Source organism: Lysobacter luteus (genome assembly GCF_907164845.1).
GTDB classification, from domain to species: Bacteria; Pseudomonadota; Gammaproteobacteria; order Xanthomonadales; family Xanthomonadaceae; genus Novilysobacter; species Novilysobacter luteus.
In genome coordinates, this window is record NZ_OU015430.1 from 946,869 (window position 1) to 967,154 (window position 20,286).

The 20,286-nt window shown below is 65.9% G+C and carries 16 protein-coding genes and 2 tRNA genes; 16 read left to right on the plus strand and 2 right to left on the minus strand.

Annotated elements, in window-relative coordinates; genetic code table 11:
* Nucleotides 1-123 precede the first annotated feature (123 nt).
* Both KOD61_RS04455 and ppnN read left to right on the plus strand, forming a co-directional pair.
* Nucleotides 124-3,318 (plus strand): TonB-dependent receptor, encoded by a 3,195-nt coding sequence (locus KOD61_RS04455; protein WP_215219848.1) that lies wholly within the window; start codon nucleotides 124-126, stop codon nucleotides 3,316-3,318.
* Nucleotides 3,319-3,427: 109 nt separating this feature from the next.
* The gene (ppnN, locus tag KOD61_RS04460; RefSeq protein WP_215219849.1) at nucleotides 3,428-4,810 is read left to right on the plus strand and encodes a nucleotide 5'-monophosphate nucleosidase PpnN; all 1,383 of its coding nucleotides are present in this window, start codon (nucleotides 3,428-3,430) and stop codon (nucleotides 4,808-4,810) included.
* 13 nt (nucleotides 4,811-4,823) lie between these two features.
* On the opposite strand, the gene KOD61_RS04465 is transcribed toward ppnN, so the two are convergent.
* The gene (locus tag KOD61_RS04465) at nucleotides 4,824-5,843 is read right to left on the minus strand and encodes a sensor histidine kinase (protein WP_215219850.1); all 1,020 of its coding nucleotides are present in this window, start codon (nucleotides 5,841-5,843) and stop codon (nucleotides 4,824-4,826) included.
* A 139-nt stretch (nucleotides 5,844-5,982) separates the two neighbouring features.
* Here KOD61_RS04465 and KOD61_RS04470 point away from each other — a divergent pair, with 139 nt between their 5' ends.
* The 7 genes from KOD61_RS04470 (at nucleotide 5,983) to KOD61_RS04500 (ending at nucleotide 12,464) form a co-directional block, all read left to right on the plus strand.
* Nucleotides 5,983-6,540 carry a GspH/FimT family pseudopilin gene (locus KOD61_RS04470; protein ID WP_215219851.1) on the plus strand — a complete coding sequence of 186 codons (558 nt, stop codon included), beginning with the start codon at nucleotides 5,983-5,985 and terminating at the stop codon, nucleotides 6,538-6,540.
* Complete coding sequence (gene pilV / locus KOD61_RS04475; protein WP_215219852.1) at nucleotides 6,537-7,037, plus strand: type IV pilus modification protein PilV; 501 nt, start codon at nucleotides 6,537-6,539, stop codon at nucleotides 7,035-7,037. The genes KOD61_RS04470 and pilV overlap by 4 nt, the downstream gene beginning before the upstream one ends.
* Entirely contained in the window at nucleotides 7,034-8,008 is a 975-nt protein-coding gene (locus tag KOD61_RS04480; protein ID WP_215219853.1) for a PilW family protein, read from the plus strand. Before pilV ends, KOD61_RS04480 begins: the two co-directional genes overlap by 4 nt.
* Nucleotides 8,005-8,544 carry a pilus assembly PilX family protein gene (locus KOD61_RS04485; protein WP_215219854.1) on the plus strand — a complete coding sequence of 180 codons (540 nt, stop codon included), beginning with the start codon at nucleotides 8,005-8,007 and terminating at the stop codon, nucleotides 8,542-8,544. Before KOD61_RS04480 ends, KOD61_RS04485 begins: the two co-directional genes overlap by 4 nt.
* A gap of 11 nt (nucleotides 8,545-8,555) precedes the next feature.
* The gene (locus KOD61_RS04490; RefSeq protein WP_251370659.1) at nucleotides 8,556-11,900 is read left to right on the plus strand and encodes a pilus assembly protein; all 3,345 of its coding nucleotides are present in this window, start codon (nucleotides 8,556-8,558) and stop codon (nucleotides 11,898-11,900) included.
* 5 nt (nucleotides 11,901-11,905) lie between these two features.
* Nucleotides 11,906-12,334, plus strand: coding sequence for a type IV pilin protein (locus KOD61_RS04495; RefSeq protein ID WP_215219855.1), 429 nt, complete (start codon nucleotides 11,906-11,908; stop codon nucleotides 12,332-12,334).
* A gap of 53 nt (nucleotides 12,335-12,387) precedes the next feature.
* Nucleotides 12,388-12,464 (plus strand) — tRNA-Asn (locus KOD61_RS04500).
* A gap of 49 nt (nucleotides 12,465-12,513) precedes the next feature.
* Here the strand turns inward: KOD61_RS04500 and KOD61_RS04505 are convergent.
* Entirely contained in the window at nucleotides 12,514-13,062 is a 549-nt protein-coding gene (locus KOD61_RS04505) for a GspH/FimT family pseudopilin (RefSeq protein ID WP_215220288.1), read from the minus strand.
* A gap of 154 nt (nucleotides 13,063-13,216) precedes the next feature.
* Between KOD61_RS04505 and uvrB the strand changes: the two genes are divergently transcribed.
* The 7 genes from uvrB to pheS all read left to right on the plus strand — a co-directional run bounded on the left by uvrB (nucleotide 13,217) and on the right by pheS (nucleotide 20,286).
* A complete protein-coding gene (gene uvrB, locus KOD61_RS04510; RefSeq protein ID WP_215219856.1) occupies nucleotides 13,217-15,292 on the plus strand; it encodes an excinuclease ABC subunit UvrB in 2,076 nt (691 codons plus the stop codon).
* An 83-nt stretch (nucleotides 15,293-15,375) separates the two neighbouring features.
* Nucleotides 15,376-15,450: transfer RNA gene (locus tag KOD61_RS04515), tRNA-Val, on the plus strand.
* Nucleotides 15,451-15,744: 294 nt separating this feature from the next.
* Nucleotides 15,745-17,646: a threonine--tRNA ligase gene (gene thrS, locus KOD61_RS04520; RefSeq protein ID WP_215219857.1), complete on the plus strand. Its 1,902-nt coding sequence runs from the start codon at nucleotides 15,745-15,747 to the stop codon at nucleotides 17,644-17,646.
* Nucleotides 17,647-17,712: 66 nt separating this feature from the next.
* Complete coding sequence (gene infC / locus KOD61_RS04525; RefSeq protein WP_251370689.1) at nucleotides 17,713-18,237, plus strand: translation initiation factor IF-3; 525 nt, start codon at nucleotides 17,713-17,715, stop codon at nucleotides 18,235-18,237.
* 247 nt (nucleotides 18,238-18,484) lie between these two features.
* Nucleotides 18,485-18,682, plus strand: coding sequence for a 50S ribosomal protein L35 (gene rpmI, locus KOD61_RS04530; protein WP_036207173.1), 198 nt, complete (start codon nucleotides 18,485-18,487; stop codon nucleotides 18,680-18,682).
* Between the two features lie 13 nt (nucleotides 18,683-18,695).
* On the plus strand, nucleotides 18,696-19,055 hold the full coding sequence (gene rplT, locus KOD61_RS04535) for a 50S ribosomal protein L20 (RefSeq protein WP_215219858.1): 360 nt from the start codon (nucleotides 18,696-18,698) through the stop codon (nucleotides 19,053-19,055).
* 220 nt (nucleotides 19,056-19,275) lie between these two features.
* Entirely contained in the window at nucleotides 19,276-20,286 is a 1,011-nt protein-coding gene (gene pheS, locus KOD61_RS04540) for a phenylalanine--tRNA ligase subunit alpha (RefSeq protein WP_215219859.1), read from the plus strand.

Below are 20,286 nucleotides of genomic sequence, written 5' to 3' on the forward strand. Positions count from 1 at the left end.
TATCCCGCCGTGTTAAACTCACGTTAACCGGCGCTGACGCCGGTTTGTCGTGTCTGACGTGCCCGGCGGTCGTCCGAAGACCCCGGGGCCAAGTACCACTTCCCATCCCGAGGCCCACCCGCCATGAACCACCCCGCCCGCATGTCCAGGCTCACGCTCGGCCTGCTTGTCGCCCTTGCCACCGCTCCCGCATTCGCCCAGAGCACCTCTGCCGGTGTTGGCGGCCAGGTCGTCGGTAGCGACGGTCAGCCCGTCGTGGGCGCCGAGGTGACCATCGTCCACACCGAGTCGGGCACGGTCAGCCGCGCGGTCACGGACGCCGAGGGTCGCTACAACGCGCGCGGCCTGCGCGTCGGTGGCCCGTACTCCATCACGGTCACCAAGGAAGGCGTCGGCACGGACACCGAGGACGGGGTGTTCCTCTCGCTCAACCAGATCAGCAACATCGACGCGCAGCTCGCGTCCGGTGATGCCACCACGCTGGGCACGGTCGCCGTCACCGGCAGCCGCCTGCTGGCCACCTTCAATGCCGACAACAAGGGCATGGGCACCTCCGTCGCTGGCCGCCAACTCGAGCTGGCGCCGCAGAGCAGCCGCTCGGTGGACGACATCGCCCGCCTCGACCCGCGCATCCAGGTGACCGACCAGGCGTCGGGCTCGATCTCCGTGGCCGGCATCAACAACCGCTTCAACACCATCTCCGTCGACGGCCTGTCGCAGGGCGATCCGTTCGGCCTCAACTCCAACGGCATGCCGTACACCGGTTCGCCGATCTCGGTCGACACCATCGCTGCGTACGACCTCAAGGTCTCGGACTTCGACGTCGCCTCCGACACCGTTGGCGCGACCGTCAACGCCGTCACCAAGTCCGGCACCAACGAGTTCCATGGCTCGGCGTACTACGTCTACAAGGACGCCGGCAGCATGGTCGGCGAGCGCGACGGCGAGGAGTACGCGCTGTTCGACACCGACACCACCGCCGGCGTGACCCTCGGTGGCCCGATCATCAAGGACAAGCTGTTCTTCTTCGGTTCGTATGAAGAGCAGACCATCAAGAACTTCGGTGGCTCGGCCAGTTCCGACGGCGTGGCCAACGGCGACGTCACCACGGCCGACGTCGAGCAGGCGATCGCCATCGCCAACGACCTGGGCCTGCAGCCGGGCACCTACGGCTCGACCGGCGTCAACCTGGACAACAAGCGCTACCTGGGCAAGATCGACTGGAACATCAGCGACAACCACCGCGCCAGCCTGACCTACCAGCAGACCGAGGAATTCCGCCCGTCGCCGTATGACGACCGCGCCGACTCGGTGGTCCTGACCAGCCACTGGTACGACATCGACAACGTCACCAAGAACACCTCGCTGCAGTTGTTCAGCGACTGGACGATGGACTTCTCCACCGAGGTGAAGCTGAGCCACCAGACGTTCGACCAGGTCAACGGCAACGCGGTCAACCAGCCCGAGGTCGAGGTCGAGACTGCCAACGGTGGCTCGATCTTCATCGGCGAGGACAACAACCGCCACGAGAACCAGATCAACACCGAGCGCCTGGCCGCCACGATCTCCGGTACTTATTACGCCGGCGACCATGTCATCAAGGGTGGCGTCGACTACCTGCGCCACGACGTCTACAACCTGTATGGCCGCGACCTGCATGGCTCGTACCGGTTTGCCAGCCTCGAGGATTTCGCTGCCGGCAACTACTACCAGTACGACCTGCGCACCCCGGCCCCGGGCTACGAGATCGACGACATCGCCGCCGCGCTGGTGTACACCCAGATCAGCCCCTTCCTGCAGGACACCTGGCAGGTCAACGACCAGCTGTCGCTGACCTACGGCGTGCGCGTCAACATCCCGAAGGCCGACAAGGCGCCGGAAGAGGCCGCGGGCTTCGAGGAAGCGTTCGGCTACTCCAACGCCTACCAGCTGGGCTCCGACAACCGCGTCATCCTGCCGCGCGTGTCGTTCAACTACAGCTTCGATACCGAGCGCTACTCGCAGCTGCGCGGTGGCATCGGTGCATTCCAGAGCGTCCCGCCGTTCGTGTGGCTGGCCAACCCGTACCAGAACAACGGTGTCACCCTGCTGTCGTACCGCGAGGATGACCCGACGGCCGCGCCGTTCAGCCCGGATCCGTACAACCAGAATGTGCCCGCCGGCGGCCGTGGCTTCGCGATCGACACCATCGATCCCGACTTCAAGCTGCCGACGGTGTGGAAGATCAGCCTGGGCTACGACCACGAACTTCCGTGGTACGGCGTGATCGGTTCGGTCGAACTGCAGTCGATCCGCGCCCGTGACGCCGCGTTCTACCAGGCGATCAATATCGGTGCCTACAACCCGGAGACCGGCCTGTACGACGCGCCGACCAGCCAGATGGCCGACGGCCGTGGCAGCTACTGGTGCTCGTTCGGCTCGATGTCGAGCTCGAACAAGAACTGCGGCCGCAACCCCGGCTTCAGCAACCAGTCGACCGTCTTGGGCAATACCGACGAGGGCTACTCCAACTCGCTGACCCTGTCGTTGAACAAGCCGCTGGCCAACAACTGGTACGGCAGCCTGAGCTACACCTACACCGACGCCGAGGAAGTGGGTTCGGATGCGAGCTCGCAGGCCTGGTCCAGCTATCAGTACGTCTCGCGGGTGAACCCGAACCAGGAGATCGCCACCCCCGCGAGCCGTGCGATCGAGAACTCGATCAAGGCTTCGCTGGGCTGGGAGTACGCGTTCTTCGGCGACTACAAGACCAGCATCACCGCGTACTACAACGGTCGTGACGGCCTGCCGTACACCTGGCTGGTCGACGGCGACATGAACGGCGACGGCATCTGGCAGGATCCGGCCTACGTGCCGCTGCTCAACGATCCGAACGTGAGCTATGGCTCGGCCTCCCCGGAGCAGATCGCGGCGTTCCACGAGTTCATCTCCAACAACCCGTACCTGCAGTCGCAGCGTGGCCAGATCGCCGGTCGCAATGCCGACAACATGCCGTGGATCAACCAGCTTGACCTGGGCTTCCAGCAGGAGCTGCCGGGCCTGATGGATGGCCACAAGTCGATCGTCCGCCTGGACATCTACAACTTCCTCAACCTGCTCAACGACGACTGGGGCCACACCATGCAGATCGACGGGTTCGACACCCGTTACCTGGCGGCACTCGATGGCATCAACCCGGACGGCAGCTACGTGTACGACCTGGGCAGCGACAGCAACCCGTCGTGGGATGAGCTGAACGTGTACGACGCCGACTCGCGCAATCCGTCGCGCCCGGTGTCGCGCTGGGCGGCGATGCTGACCCTGCGTTACGAGTTCTGATCCATCGCACCTGTGCAACACCGAAGACGGCCGGGGCAACCCGGCCGTTTTCTTTTGCCGGCCGCCGCTCTAGAGTCGTCCGGATAACAACGAGAAGAACGAGCGCCGAATGACTGAACCCGCCAACGCCACCCTGCCCACCGTCGACGCGCGCATCCACCCGCGCGGCGGGCTGGACATCCTTTCCCGCGCCGAAGTCGCCGAACTCGCGGACGCCTCCGCCGGTGGCATGCACGACCTGCTGCGCCGCTGCGCACTGGCCGTGCTCACCAGCGGCAGCCAGTCCGACGACCCGCGCGCGGCGCAGGAGCTCTATCCCGACTTCGACATCCAGGTGCACCAGCTCGACCGCGGGGTGCGGATCGACCTGCACAAGGCCCCGGCGATGGCCTTCGTCGACGGCGACATCATCCGCGGCGTCGCCGAGCTGCTGGCGGCGACGGTGCGCGACCTGGCCTACCGGGCGATCGAGCTGGACGAGGAGGGCGGACGTGACCTCGACACCAGCGAGGGCATCACCGACGCGGTGTTCGGCCTGCTGCGCAACGCGCGCGTGCTGCAGCCTTCCGACCCGAATCTGGTCGTCTGCTGGGGCGGGCACTCGATCAACCGCGAGGAGTACATGTACACCAAGGAGGTCGGCTACCAGCTCGGCCTGCGCGAACTCGACATCTGCACCGGCTGCGGCCCGGGCGCGATGAAGGGGCCGATGAAGGGCGCGACCATCGCCCACGCCAAGCAGCGCCGTCGCCGTGGCCGCTACATCGGCGTGACCGAGCCGGGCATCATCGCGGCCGAGTCGCCCAACCCGATCGTCAACCACCTGGTGATCATGCCGGACATCGAAAAGCGCCTGGAGGCGTTCGTCCGACTCGGCCACGGCATCGTGGTGTTCCCCGGTGGCGTCGGCACGGCCGAGGAGATCCTGTATCTGCTGGGCATCCTTCTGCGCGAGGAGAATGCTGGCGTGCCGTTCCCGCTCATCCTGACCGGCCCGACCTCGTCGGCGCCGTACTTCGAGCAGATCGACCGGTTCATCCGGCTCACGCTGGGCGATGCGGCGACGGAGCGCTACGAGATCATCATCGGCGACCCCGCCGCGGTCGCGAAGCGGATGGCGGCGGGCGTGCGCAAGGTGCGCGAGCACCGGCTGGCCCAGCGTGACTCGTTCTTCTTCAACTGGTCGCTCAACGTGCCGCTGGAATTCCAGCGGCCCTTCGTGCCAAGCCACGAGGCGATGGCGGCGCTGGACCTGCACCACGGCCGCAAGCCGTTCGAGCTGGCGGCTGACCTGCGCCGCGCGTTCTCCGGCATCGTTGCCGGCAACGTCAAGGAAGACGGCATGCGGCGGATCGAACAGCACGGCCCGTTCCTGATCCACGGCGACACCGACATGATGCAGTCGCTGGATGCGTTGCTGCGGGCGTTCGTTGAACAGCGCCGGATGAAGATCGCCGGAGAATACCGGCCGTGCTACCGCGTGGTGGCGTAGCCGGTCCCGGGACTCAGGCCGGCCCGACCGGCAACCGCACCGTCGCCACGTAGCGTCCGCCGATTGTCTCGGTGCGGACGCTGCCGCGCCCGCCGGTCAGCGCCTCGATCCTCACCTGCGAGGCGTTGAGTCCCACCCGGTGCCCCGGCACGGCGGTCCCGCCGGCCTCCGGAAGGGGGTTGCTGATCCGCACGACGACCGTGTCCGGTGTCGTTGAGACGGCCACCTCCACATCGCCGCGTGCCATGCGCTCGGCGCCGTGGCGGATCGCGTTCTCGACCAGCGGCTGGATCGACAGCGCCGGCACGGTCACCCCGGGCAGCACCCGCGGCAGCTCCCAGCGTACCTGCAACCGCTCGCCGAAGCGCAGCGCCTCGATCTCGAGATAGCGCCGGGCGAGGGAGAGCTCGTCCTCCAGCAGGATCTGCCGCGGCCCGGCCAGCGCCGCCCGGAACAGGTCCGCCAAGTCCAGCAGAAGCCGCTCCGCCTCCTCCGGCCGCTGGTGCACCAGCGCCGCCCCGGTGTTGAGCGTGTTGAACAGGAAGTGCGGGCGGATGCGGGCCTGCAGGGCCTGCAGCTCCGACTGCTTGGCCCGCACCGCATGCAGCCGCCCGCGCCAGTGATTCTGGAAGGCGGCCAGGCCGAGGAAGCCGACGGCGAGGGCGATGCCGGTGAGACGGGCAACCAATGCCGGCCAGCCGTCCGCGGCGACGGGCCATGCGTCACCCATGAGCCACCACGCCAGCCACGCCACCAGCCACGTATTGGCCAGCAGCATGCCCACGGCCAGCCAGGCCAGCCGGAGGGGCCGAAGCCCGGTGAGCAGGTTGCGCGTCAGGTAAAGCGTGCCCAGCGTAAGCAACGCCACCCACTGCACCACCAGCGAGGCCAGTCCGAAATAGATCCAGCGGCTGCCGCTCATGCCCGGGGCGAGGGCCAGGATGCCGGCGAGGCATTCGCCGGCCAGCAGGACCCAGATGATCGCCGGTGCCTGCCAGAGGGCGTCAAGCGGGTGGGGCGGGTGCTCGCGCATAGTCGCCGCATGATGCACGATCGCGGCTGATCGTTGCCCATCACCGCTCGTCCCGTCTGTCGCACCATCCATCGGCGGTGGCTGGCTAGACATCGGCGGGTTGGCTAACTTGGCGTCCGGAGCACCCTGGGGAGGGGCAATGCAATCCATTGATTCCAGTATTGGCATGCCTGCGAGCGGCCGGCGGCTTTCCGGCGGATTCACGCTGGTCGAACTGATGGTTACGGTGGCCGTCGCGGCCATCCTGCTGGCCATCGCCACGCCGAGTTTCACCTCGATCATCAACAGCAATCGGCTGGCGAGTGCGGCCAACGAGCTGGTCGCCACGCTCCAGTCGGCACGCATGGAGGCCGTGCGCAGCAATCGGCGGGTCAATGTGTGCCGCGGGTGCGATGGCAATGCCGGCTCACTGGTTGCGTTCGTCGACGCCAACGCGAACAAGGCCGCCGACGCTGGCGAGGTGATCCGTGCGGGTTTCCCGAACCCCTCGGTGGAGTTCTCGGGAGACCTCGATGTCGTCTTCGGCTCGGACGGTTTCGGCCGTGACGGCGACGCCCCGAACGGCGCATTGCTCGCGACGTCCTATCGCTTCTGCATACCCACCACCTCGCCGGCGCAAAACGTGCGGGTGGTTTCAATCGGCGCAGGCAGCCGGATTTCCACGGACCCCGAGAACGGTGGCGGAGCATGCCAATGATCACTTTCCCGGCCGCCCGCCACAGGCGGTTTTCGCGCTCCCGCGCCCCGCGTAGCGCCGCGCGTGGCGTTGGCCTCATCGAGGTGCTGATCGCGGTACTGGTCATGGCGATCGGTCTGCTGGGCATTGCCGCGATGCAGGCCACCGCGTTGCGCAACAGCCAGAGTTCGCTCGAGCGCAGCCAGGCGGTCATCCAGAGCTACGGCATCCTCGATGCGATGCGGGCAAACCTGGATGTCGCGCGCGCAGGTACCTACAACACCGCCGACTTCGTCTGTGATCCGCCTGCCGCTCCGGGCTCGCTGGTCGCGGCGGACCAGGCGCGCTGGCTGGCCTCGATCGAGGAAAGCATGGGCGAGGATGCCTGCGGACGGATCCAGTGCGACGTCATCGCCGGCAGCCAGTCCCGCAACTGCACCATCACCGTCCGCTGGGACGACACGCGCGGCACCGAAGGTGCGGAAGAACAGCAGATCCAGACGGTGACCCGCCTATGAAGACCATCCGTGATGTCCACATGCGCCATCCCCAGGCTGGCCTCAGCCTCATCGAATTGATGATCTCGATGGTGCTGGGATTGCTGGTTGTCGGCGGGGCCATCGGCGTGTTCGTGTCGAACCAGCAGACCTATCGCACGACCGAGAGCCTGGCCCGCCTGCAGGAGAATGGACGGGTCGCCTTCGAGTTGATGGCGAGGGAGGTCCGGGAAGCAGCTGGCAACCCGTGCGCATCCAACCTGCCGACCGCCAATGTGCTCAAGAACCCGGGGGCGTCGTGGTGGGCGAACTGGGCCGCGGGCATCGTCGGTTATGACAACGGCGCTCTTGCGGGAACGGCCGCCGGGACGGATGCCATCGAGTTGATGTCCGGCACTTCCGGTGGTGTAACGGTGACCGCCCACACCACGAACTCCGCGCAGTTCAAGGTCAACACCAGCGACCACGGGATCGAGGACTTCGACATCCTGATGGTCTGCGACTATGGCCAAGCCTCGATTTTCCAGGCCACGGGCGCCAACTCTTCCAATGTCACGATCGTCCACAACACCGGCAATGTGAAGAGTGGTCCCGGTAACTGCACCAAGGGTCTGGGTTTGCCGGTCGAGTGCACGACCAACGGTACGTTCAAGGAGTACGGTCCCAGGTCGATAGTGGTGAAGCTGCACGCCGCGCGCTGGTTCGTGGCGGACAACGGCCGCGGGGGACGCTCGCTGTACCGGCAAACGATGGACAAGGGCGTGACCGCGGCGCGCGAGGAAGTGTCCGAGGGCATCCAGGACATGCAGATCCAGTTCCTGGTCGACGGCGCGCCCGACTACGTCGACGCGGCCGCCGGACTGGCATGGCAAAACGTCACCGCAGTGCGCATCACGCTCACTGTCCAGGGACGCGAGAACGTCGGTACCGACGGGGGCCAGCTGACCCGTGACATTTCCCACGTCGTCAACCTCCGGAACCGTACGTCATGAGCCGATTCCCGAACCCCGGCGCGCCCTGCCAAGAGCGCGGCGCCGCCCTTATCGTGGTGTTGATCCTGCTGCTGGTGATGACCCTGCTCGGACTCGCCAGCCTGCGCGGAACGCTCATGGAAGAACGCATGAGCGCAAACATGTATGACCGCAGTATCGGGTTCCAGGCCGCCGAGGCGGCGCTGCGCGAGGCGGAGACGCGGCTGCTGCAGCCCGGCACGCTCGCGGCGTTCCCGACCCTGGCCGATACCTGCAACCAGGGCCTCTGCGCGACGCCGGTTCCGGCCGAGAACAAGCCCGAGCGCGCGGACGATCCCAACTTCAATGGATGGGTCGACGCCACCCAGGTCAGCGTGCTCGGCGGCACCCCGCAGTACTTCGTCGAGTACATGGACGAGGCCCCCGGCTGGCCGCTGTGCGATCGCGAGATTCCGCGCCATCCCAGCTGCATGCGTCCCCGCTATCGCATCACCGCGCGCAGCACCGCGGAAGGACGGGCCACCGTCATCCTCCAGGCGAGCTTCGCCGGCTCATGAGCAGGACCCCCATGAAGACCAATGCCCGACGCCAACATCCGTCCCGCTGGAGCGCGCCGCTTGTCGCCGCACTCGCCACCTTCGTGGCCCTGCCCGCATCGGCTGGGCTGACGCTGCCCTCGACCCCACCGGGAGCCGGAAACGGGATCCCGCCGAACATCCTGTTCATCCTCGACGACTCCGGCTCGATGGTGTTCGATGCGATGCCGGGCGATTCGATCAGCGATTGGAAAGACCGGACATACGTCCACAACTCCGTCTACTACAACCCTGCGACCACCTACCTGCCCTGGAAGGGTGCCGACGGAAATCGTCTGACCGGTGGTACCACTTACGCCGCCGCATATGCAGATCTCAGTCGCGCCTCCGGCGGGACGATCAACCTGGCGAGTAGCGATAGTTGCGAATGGGTCGACCGGAACGGCGCAAACCGTGAAGTGTGTGGTGGCACCCAGACGTTCTATGTTCCAAAGGACCCGTCCAGCACGGATGCCACCTATCTCGCATCGCAGCGGAACTATTACCGGTATCAGTTACGCACTGGTGGGACCACGCGACGTTCCGAGCTCGTGCAACAGTGGGACGGTGACTGGGAATGGGGCAATCACACTGCCACAACGCCAACCAACCGGTCTGACACTGACGAACGCGGCAACTACGCGGTCTGGTTTTCATATCACCGCACCCGCATGAAGGCTGCGAAAGCTGGTGCCAGTGAAGCTTTTTCGGGCCTGGATGGGGAGAAATACCGGGTCGGTTTCACGACCATCTGGGGTCCCAACGGGGACGGATATGACAACGCGGAGTTCCTCATTCCGGTAGCGACGGACAACGGTCTGTTTCGCGGCAACAACCGGACGACCTGGTTCAGCCGGCTGTTCGAAGCACGCGGATACAACGGCACCCCGCTGCTTCCGGCGCTGCAGCGCGCGGGCAACTATTTCAGCCAGACCGGTGATACCGGTCCTTATGGCGGCACGAAGGACTCGTCCGGCAAGCAGTTCCAGTGCCGGCAGAACTTCTCGATCTTGACCACCGACGGTTACTGGAACTCAGGGACTTCCGGCGTCGGCAATGCGGACGCCAGCGCCGGGACGAAGATCTCCGCGCCGGCCAACGCTGATGGCTCGCCCGGCAAGACCTACACCTACGACCCCGTTGCGCCCTACAAGGGCAGTGCCTCGACGACGCTGGCGGACGTTGCGATGCACTACTGGAAGACCGACCTCCGGACCGATCTGAACAACATCGTTCCCACCTCGGCTCTCAACCCTGCGTTCTGGCAACACATGGTCACCTTCGGCATCTCGATCGGCCTGACCGGCACGGTGGACCAGTCGTCGGTCAAGCAGGTGATCGATAAGGGCGGTGTCAGCCGGAACGGCGCCGACCTGACCGACTGGCCCGATCCGACCGACACCGAGAACGACGAACGCATCGACGACCTCCTGCATGCGGCCGTCAACGGTCACGGCGAATTCGTAGCCGCGACCGACCCCAGCGCCTTTGCAAAGGCACTGGAAAGCGCCCTCGCCACGATCGGTGAGCGCGTCGGCTCCCGGTCCAACGTTTCGGCCAGCAGCACGTCCATCAGCACCGAGACCAAGCTGTTCCAAGCCAAGTACATCAGCGAGAGCTGGAGCGGCGACATCATCGCCTACCCGGTTACCGCGAGCGGTGTGAACGAGAACAGCCCCGTCTGGAAGGCCTCCGAGGAGTTTCCTGCATGGGCTTTGCGGAGGATCGTCACGACCGACGCCGCCGGTACCCGCGGCCCCTTCCCGACGGCGGCCCAGGCGACTGCGCTGGGTACCAGCGCGGAGGGTTTCAGCATCGCCGACTACCTGCGTGGCGACGACTCGGGCGAGGAAGCCAATGGCGGCGACCTCAGGAACCGCCCGCATCTGCTGGGTGACGTGATCCACAGCTCGCCGTTCTATTCAAAGGATGCCGACACGCTCTATGTCGGTGCCAATGACGGCATGCTGCATGCCTTCAACGGGGCGACCGGCGCGGAAGTCTTCGCGTACGTGCCGCGTGGGGTGCAGATGGCCCAGCTCAAGGAGCTGAGTGCTCGCAGCTACACGCACCGCTATTTCGTCGATGGTCCGATCACGGTGTCCGATCGCAACATGACCAGGACGGTTACGTATCCGAACGGCAGGAACATCCTCGCGGGCACGCTGGGTCACGGCGGCAAGGGCGTCTTTGCCCTGGACGTGACCAATCCGGCCTCGTTCACCGCGACCGACGTCAAGTTCGACATCGCGGGTGACGCGGACATGGGCCTGGTGATGGGCGAACCGATCGTTGCCCGTCTCAACAACGGTTCCGTCAGCGTCATTTTCGGTAACGGCGTCAACAGCACCAATGACCGCTCGGTCCTATGGATTGTCGATGTCGACACCGGGGCGGTCACTAAGTTGCAGACCAGCACGGCCACCAACAATGGCCTTTCCGGACCGCGTGGCTGGGACTCTGACGGCAATGGCACTGTCGACCTGGTTTATGCAGGTGACCAGCAGGGCAACGTCTGGAAGTTCAGCCTCGAGGCTGACGCGGCGTCCGCGTGGGGCGTCGCGGGCAACAAGGCCAACAAGATCAACAACGCAAACAGCGACAATTTCGCTCCGCTCTTCATTGCGACGGATGCCAGCGGCAACCGCCAGCCGATCAGTGGTGCGGTGTCGTTGGGCATCGATCCGGTCAACTACAAGCGCTGGGTGTTCTTCGGAACGGGCCGTCTGCTGACCAACGAGGACCTTTCGAGCAAGGCTGTGCAGAGCATGTACGGCATCATCGACGGAGACTCGATCGGAACTCGGGCAGCCAACGATGGTGCGAACGGCCTGCTGGTGGAGCGCACGATCACCGAAAGCGGGTCGATCGCCGGCAAGCCGGTCCGGGCGTTCGAGTCCTCCAGTGTCACGATGCCCGCCGGAAAGCGCGGTTGGCTGGTGGACCTGTTGACCCCGCCCAACCAGCTCGCCGAGGGTGAACGGATCATCGGCGATGCGCAGGTCGTGGGCCCGGTGTTCATCACCTCCAGCATCATTCCCAGCAGCGACCCTTGCACACCGGGCGGCCGTGGTTACATCAACGCGATCAATGCGTTCACCGGTGGCAGCGTTGGCGAGCACTTCTTCGATGTCGATGGAGACGGGTCGTTCAGCGACGACGAGATCAACGGCAAGGCGGTCGGTTCGATCGACCTCGGCGTGGGCATGAACACTGACAGCGTGCTGATCGACAAGCTGCTGAGCGCCGGCGGCTCCTCCGGCGGTACCGGCTCGGTCCGCATCAACCCGGACTCCTCGTCCGGCCGGGTTTCCTGGCGTGAAGTCCTGAGGAAGTGAATCAGATGATCAAGAGTTTTCGCACTCCGCGCCGCGCGGTCGCGGGCTTTACCCTCATCGAGCTGATGATCGTGGTGGCGATCATCGCAATCCTGGCGGGCATCGCGTATGCCAGCTACGACTTCGCGATGATCAAGAGCCGTCGAAACGCGGCAGCCGGTTGTGCGTTGGAGGGCGCGCAGTTCATGGAGCGCTACTACACCACGAACCTGACCTACGTCGGCGCCGCGCTCCCGGCCAGCGACTGCCAGAACGAGCTGCAGGGGCACTACGCCATTGCGCTCGCAGCGTCGGCGGCGCGGACCTACAGCATTACGGCGACCCCGCAGAACCATCAGGCCACCAAGGACACCAAGTGCGGGACCCTGTCGCTGGACCAGACCGGGACCCGCGGGATCACCGGCACGGCCGGATCGGCCTCCGAATGCTGGTAAGTCCACCCCGTCGGACTTGACCCGGACCACAGGCGCATTACAATGCGCGTCCCGCCCGAATAGCTCAGCTGGTTAGAGCACTTGACTGTTAATCAGGGGGTCGTTGGTTCGAGTCCAACTTCGGGCGCCAGGTTCTTCCAGAAGGCTCGCAGCGATGCGGGCCTTTTGCGTATGGGGCCTCAGAGCAGGTAAGGGCAGGGTTCTCCCGCGCCATAGCGCTCGCTCCGCGGCCGCCCCGCATTGTTCACCACCACCTTCCCGAGCAGGCGGCTCCCCTCGAGCCCGCACAGCCTCACGCTCAGGTTGCGGCCGTACGACCAGCCGTCCGGGGTGAACCGGACCCGCTTGCGCCCACTTGAGCTTCGCAGGGCCAATCCCGGGCCGATGCCCTCGACGTGCTGGAGTACCGCCCGGGCATCCCGCGGCTGGCCCTCGTCGCCCGGGTCGCTGTAGACGATCCAGCCACCTTCCCAGACCCCGTCGCCCCGACAGCGGGCGCCGTCGGGGCTCGGGCACACGGACACGGCGGTTCCGTCCTTCACCGCGGCGATCCGGGCGGCGGCCAGGGAGGCTGTCAGCAGGTGGTAGGCGTTCGCCTCCCGGGCGCGCTGGATGACGCCCGCAAACGCGGGCACGCCAATCGTCAGCGTCACCGTGAGCACCGCCAGCGTCACCATCAGTTCGACCAGGGTGTACCCGCCGGTACGTATGTGCGCTTCGTGCGCCATCGCCTCGCTCCATCCGTAAGCAAGGCGCCATCGTCAGGCGACAGCAGCTGAACCGCAGTCGGCGCCCGGTAATCGGCGGGGTAGGGAAACCCCGTGTCCGCCCCCATCCCGACGAGGTCCTACACTGGGCGTTTCGTCCCCCATACCACGAGCGATGACCGACTCTTCGATCGACATCCCCGCCACGACCAGCCCGTCGCCGGACGCGCCGGCTCGCGAGGGTGTGTTCCAGCTCGTCTCGCCCTACCAGCCTGCCGGCGACCAGCCGCAGGCCATCGAGAAGCTGTCGGCCGGCTTCGAGGCGGGCCTGGCCCACCAGACCCTGCTTGGGGTCACGGGGTCCGGCAAGACGTACACGATCGCCAACGTGATCCAGCGGGTGCAAAAGCCGACCCTGGTCATGGCGCCCAACAAGACCCTGGCGGCGCAACTGTACGGCGAGTTCAAGCAGTTCTTCCCGCACAACGCGGTCGAGTACTTCGTCAGCTATTACGACTACTACCAGCCCGAGGCCTACGTGGCGTCATCGGACACCTTCATCGAGAAGGACAGTTCGGTGAACGAGCACATCGAGCAGATGCGCCTGTCGGCGACCAAGGCGCTGCTGGAGCGGCGCGACTGCATCATCGTCTGCACCGTCTCGGCGATCTACGGGCTCGGCGATCCCAACGAATACTTCCGGATGGTGCTGCATATGGTCCGCGGCGAACGGATCGACCAGCGGGAGCTGATCCGGCGCCTGACCGAGATGCAGTACTCGCGAAACGACACCGAGCTGCGACGCGGCACCTACCGCGTCCGGGGCGAGGTGATCGACGTGCACCCGGCCGAGTCGGAGATGGAAGCCGTGCGGATCGAGCTGTTCGACGGCGAGATCGAGAACGTCACCGCGTTCGACCCCCTCACCGGCGAGACGCTGCGCAAGCTCCAGCGCTACACGATCTACCCCAAGTCCCATTACGTGACCACGCGCCGCACGGTGCTCGACGCCGTCGATGCGATCAAGGACGAGCTCCGGGTGCGGCTGGAGCAGCTGTATGCGCAGAACAAGCTCGTCGAGGCGCAGCGGCTGGCCCAGCGCACCCAGTTCGACCTGGAGATGCTGGCCGAGGTCGGCTACTGCAACGGTGTCGAGAACTACAGCCGCCACCTGACCGGCCACATGCCCGGCGAGCCGCCGCCGTGCCTGTTCGACTACCTCCCGCCGGACGCGCTGCTGGTCTGCGACGAGTCGCACGTGACCGTCCCCCAGGTCGGTGCGATGTACAAGGGCGACCGCTCGCGCAAGGAGACGCTGGTGGAGTTCGGGTTCCGGTTGCCGTCGGCGCTGGACAACCGGCCGCTGAAGTTCGAGGAATGGGAGGGGCGCTCGCCCCGGGCGATCTTCGTGTCCGCCACGCCGGGCAAGTACGAACTGGAGCACTCGGCAGGCGAGGTCACCGAGCTGGTCGTGCGGCCCACCGGGCTGATCGACCCCGAGGTGGAGATCCGGCCCGTCGCGACCCAGGTCGACGACGTGCTCGGTGAAATCACCAAGCGCACCGCGATGGGCGACCGCGTGTTGATTACCACGCTCACCAAGCGCATGGCCGAGAACCTGACCGAATACCTCGGCGAGCATGGCGTCCGGGTGCGCTACCTGCACTCGGATATCGACACGGTCGAGCGCGTCGAGATCATCCGCGACCTGCGGCTCGGCAAGTTCGACGTGCTGGTCGGCATCAACCTGCTGCGCGAGGGCCTGGACATGCCCGAGGTGTCGTTGGTGGCGATCCTCGACGCCGACAAGGAAGGCTTCCTGCGTTCGACCGGCTCGCTGATCCAGACCATCGGCCGCGCCGCGCGCAATGTCCGCGGCAAGGCGATCCTGTACGCCGACCGGATGACCGACTCGATGAAGCGGGCGATCGAAGAGACCGACCGCCGTCGCGCCAAGCAGGTCGAATACAACACCGAACACGGCATCACGCCGCAGTCGGTGAGCCGCCCGGTCGTCGATGTGATGGAGGGTGCGCGGGTCGATCCGGACTCGCTGAAAGGGCGTAACCGTGCCCGCAAGGCGGCGGAAGAGGCTGCAGAGTACGCGGCGCTCAGCCCCGGCCAGCTGGCCGCACGCATCAGGAAGCTCGAGCAGCAGATGTACCAGCACGCCCGCGACCTGGAGTTCGAGCAGGCGGCATCGGTCCGCGACGAGTTGCACCGGCTCAAGGAGCAGGGTTTCGCCGCATAGTGGGCCGGCGTGCTCGCGGCTATTGCCGACGGTCCCGCCGCGGGCTAAACTGCGCGCCCTCTCGCCGGGTTGTTCAAGGCGAAGGGCGGTTAGCTCAGCGGTAGAGCACTACCTTGACATGGTAGGGGTCACAGGTTCGAACCCTGTACCGCCCACCAGAACGTTGCGAAAACGGCCGGGTCTGCCCCGGCCGTTTTTGTTTTCGCGTTTCGGTGCAAGCAAACGGCCCACCTTGCCGGCGTTGACTTGCCGCGCCCCGTTCCGGACTATTGCGGGGTGCGGCCGGCCCGGTCGCCCCGACCGAGGTGGCCCGCGCCGACGCGCCGGCCGAGCGTGCGACATGGACACTACCACCGGCCAACGCTGACACGCCCCGAGGCTTCCGCATCCGCAGGCGCCCTCGTGGCGCTTTTTGTTTGCCCGCTCCTACAGAAGCCCGAACCCTGATCCCCATGATTGCAATCACGCTCCCCGACGGTTCCCGCCGCGAATTCGACCACCCCGTTTCCGTCGCCGACGTCGCCGGCTCGATCGGCCCCGGCCTGGCCAAGGCCGCGCTGGCCGGCAAGGTTGACGGCAAGCTGGTCGACACCGGCTTCCGGATCGACCACGACGCCGCGCTCGAGATCGTTACCGACAGGCACCCCGACGCGCTCGAGGTGCTGCGCCATTCCACCGCGCACTTGCTTGCCCAGGCCGTGCAGCGCCTGTTCCCGGGCGCGCAGGTGACCATCGGCCCGGTCATCGACAACGGGTTCTATTACGACTTCGCCTACGAGCGCCCGTTCACGCCCGAGGACCTGCCGGCCATCGAGGCCGAGATGCAGAAGATCGTGAAAGAGGCGCAGCCGGTCAGCCGCAGCGTCAAGTCGCGCGACGAGGCGGTTGCGTTCTTCAAGGGCATCGGCGAGCACTACAAGGCCGAGATCATCGAGTCGATCCCGGCCGACCAGGACCTGTCGCTCTACAGCCAGGGCGAATTCACCGACCTGTGCCGCGGCCCGCACGTGCCCGGTACCGACAAGCTGCGCAGCTTCAAGCTGATGAAGGTCGCCGGCGCCTACTGGCGCGGTGACCACAACAACCAGATGCTCAGCCGCATCTACGGCACCGCCTGGCTCAACGACAAGGATCTCAAGGCCTACCTGCTCCAGCTGGAGGAAGCCGAGAAGCGCGACCACCGCAGGATCGCCAGGCAGCAGGACCTGTTCCATCTGCAGGAAGAGGCGCCCGGGCTCATCTTCTGGCACCCCAAGGGCTGGTCGATCTGGCAGGTGGTCGAGCAGTACATGCGCAAGGTGTACCGGGATTCCGGTTACGACGAAGTGCGCTGCCCGCAGATCCTCGACGTGTCGCTGTGGCAGAAGTCCGGCCACTGGGACAACTACCAGGAAAACATGTTCTTTACCGAGTCGGAGAAGCGTACCTACGCGCTGAAGCCGATGAACTGCCCGGGCCACGTGCAGGTGTTCAACCACGGCCTGCACAGCTATCGCGACCTCCCGATCCGTTATGGCGAGTTCGGCGCCTGCCACCGCAACGAGCCGTCGGGTGCGCTCCACGGCATCCTGCGCGTGCGCGGGTTCACCCAGGACGACGGCCACGTGTTCTGCACCGAGGGGCAGATCGAGTCCGAGGTGACCGCGTTCCACCGCCAGGCGATGGCGGTCTACGCCGATTTCGGCTTCACCGACGTGCAGGTCAAGCTCGCCCTGCGTCCTGAACCGCGCCTGGGCGACGACGCGACCTGGGACAAGGCCGAGGACGCGCTGCGCTCGGCGCTGCATTCGGCCGGGGTGGAATGGGAGGAGCTGCCCGGCGAGGGCGCGTTCTACGGCCCGAAGATCGAGTACCACCTGCGTGACGCGATCGGCCGCACCTGGCAGCTGGGCACGATGCAGGTCGACTTCATGATGCCGGGCCGCTTGGGCGCCGAGTACGTCGACGAGCACAGCCAGAAGCGCCACCCGGTCATGCTGCACCGCGCAATCGTGGGGTCGATGGAGCGTTTCATCGGCATCCTGATCGAGCACCATGCAGGCCAGTTCCCGGCCTGGCTGGCACCGGTCCAGGCGGTCGTGATGAACATCACCGATGCCCAGGCCGACCACGTCGAGGAGGTCCGGAAATCCCTTGCAAATCAAGGGTTCCGGGTCCAAAGCGATTTGCGCAACGAGAAAATCGGCTATAAGATTCGCGAGCACACGCTGCAGCGCGTGCCGTACCTGCTGGTGGTCGGGGACCGCGAGAAGGAGAACGGCATGGTTGCGGTGCGGACCCGCGGGGGGGAGGATTTGGGGTTGATGACCACCGCCGAGTTCGCCGCGCGTTTACGTGACGAGGACGCCGGCTGAGGCAGCGTCCACCAGAGACCCGGCCGCACCGATGCGGCCGGCACGATTGATACCGGAGATTGCAATATCAGTACCCCCGACAAGCGGAACCGCAAGAACCAGGAGATCCGCGTCCCGAAAGTGCGCGTGATCGGCAGCGACGGCGAGATGGTTGGCGTGCTCTCGCGCGACGAAGCCCTGAGCCTTGCCCAGGAAGAAGGACTCGACCTGGTCGAAATCCAGCCGCACGGCGACCCGCCGGTCTGCCGCGTGATGGATTTCGGCAAGTTCATGTTCGACCTGCAGAAGAAGGCCAACGCGGCCAAGAAGAAGCAGAAGCAGGTCGAGATCAAGGAGGTCAAGTTCCGCCCCGTGACCGACGAGGGCGACTACCAGATCAAGCTGCGCAAGATGCGCGGGTTCCTGGAGGAAGGGGACAAGATCAAGGTCAACATTCGCTTCCGTGGCCGCGAGATGAGCCATCAGGAGCTCGGCCGCGAGATGGCCGCCCGGATCGAGGCCGACCTCGGCGAGGACATCGTGATCGAATCGCGCCCGAGGCTCGAAGGGCGTCAGATGGTCATGATGATCGCGCCCAAGAAGAAGGTCTGAGGTCCGCGCTCCGGGCTGGCGCCCGAAGCGACTGATTTCGAAGAAGTATTTGCAACCCCGGCAGGCGGACGGCATAATGGCCGGCCCGGTTCGCCGGGGTTTGTTGTGTGTTTGAAGTGAAGTGCAGCCAGGACCTGTCGCGGATCCCTTTCGGGTCAACGACTTACAAGCCGGTGTTGGGCAGGACGGAAAGCGTGGCGCGAGCCACCGCCCAGGCCAGTGACAAGAACCCGTAAGGACATTCGCAATGCCCAAGATCAAGACCCACCGCGGGGCGGCCAAGCGTTTTCGCAAGACCGCGTCCGGCAAGTTCAAGTGCGGCCACGCCAACCGTAGCCACATCCTCACCAAGAAGGCGACCAAGCGGAAGCGCAACCTGCGGCAGACGAACCACGTCCGCGCCGAGGATGCCGGTCGTATCACCCGCATGTTGCCGTACGCCTGAGGAGGACTGAGAAATGGCACGAGTCAAACGTGGTGTGCAGGCGCGTCGTCGCCACAAGAAGATCCTCAAGCAGGCCAAGGGCTACTACCACGCCCGCCGCAAGGTCTTCCGCGTCGCCAAGCAGGCGGTCACCAAGGCGTTGCAGTACGCCTACATCGGCCGCAAGCAGAAGAAGCGCAATTTCCGTTCGCTGTGGATCACCCGCATCAATGCGGCGTCCCGCGCCAACGGCATGAGCTACAGCCGCTTTATGAATGGTCTCCTGAAGGCCGGCATCACCCTCGACCGCAAGGTGCTGGCGGACATCGCCGTGCACGACGCGGCGGGTTTTGCCGCGCTGACCGAGAAGGCCAAGGGCGCGCTCGCAGCGTAAGTGTGTCGCCCGCCGGCAGGGACCCAGGTGGTCCTGTAGGCGGACGTACATGGCAGTAAACGCATGGGGAAGGGCGCAAGTCCTTCCCCATGTTCGTTTTTGGAATGGGCTTCCTGTAGAAGCGACGTCGGTCGCGACCTGTACATCGCCTCAAGCGTTTGGCGGGTCGCGACCGATGTCGCTCCTGAAACGGAATGGTTCGGTGACATCGGGATTGCGCATGAGTGAGATCGAAACCCTGACCCGCCAGGCGCTGGCGGACATCGCTGCCGCCGACTCGCCGGCCGCCATCGAGGCCTTGCGGGTCGCGCTGGTCGGCAAGTCCGGCACCATCACCGGCCAGCTCAAGCAGCTGGGCAAGCTGCCGGCGGAGGAGCGCAAGGCGGCCGGCGCCGCGATCAACGAGGCGCGCGACACCGTGTCGGCGGCGCTGGGCGAGCGCAAACAGGCGCTCGAGTCCGCCGCGCTGGATGCCCGACTCGCCGACGAAACCATCGACGTCACCCTGCCGGGCATCGACTCCGGCCGCGGCGGGCTGCATCCGGTGAGCCGCACGCTCGAGCGCATCACCGACATCTTCGGGCGCCTCGGCTTCGAGCTGTCCGACGGCCCCGAGATCGAGGACGACTGGCACAACTTCGAGGCACTCAATTTCCCGCCACACCATCCGGCGCGGGCGATGCACGACACCTTCTACTTCGATGACGGCCGGCTCCTGCGCACCCACACCTCGGGCGTGCAGGTGCGCTACATGCAGGACCTGCTGGCAACCGGCGGCCAACCGCCGCTGCGGATGATCGCGGCAGGCAAGGTCTACCGCAGCGACAGCGACCAGACCCACACGCCGATGTTCCACCAGGTCGAAGGCCTGCTGGTCGACGAGCACGCCAGCTTCGCCGACCTCAAGGGCACCTTGGCCGAGTTCGTTCGTGCGTTCTTCGAGCGCGATTTCGAGATGCGCTTCCGCCCGAGCTATTTCCCCTTCACCGAGCCGTCGGCCGAGGTCGACATCGCCTGGCAGCAGCCGGACGGATCCACACGGTGGCTGGAGGTGCTGGGCTGCGGGATGGTCCACCCGAACGTACTCCGCAACGTCGGCATCGACCCGGAGAAGTACACCGGCTACGCCTTCGGGCTGGGTGTCGAGCGCTTCGCGATGCTGCGCTACGGGGTCGACGACCTGCGCAGCTTCTTCGAGAACGACGTGCGCTTCCTGCGCCAGTTCGCCTGA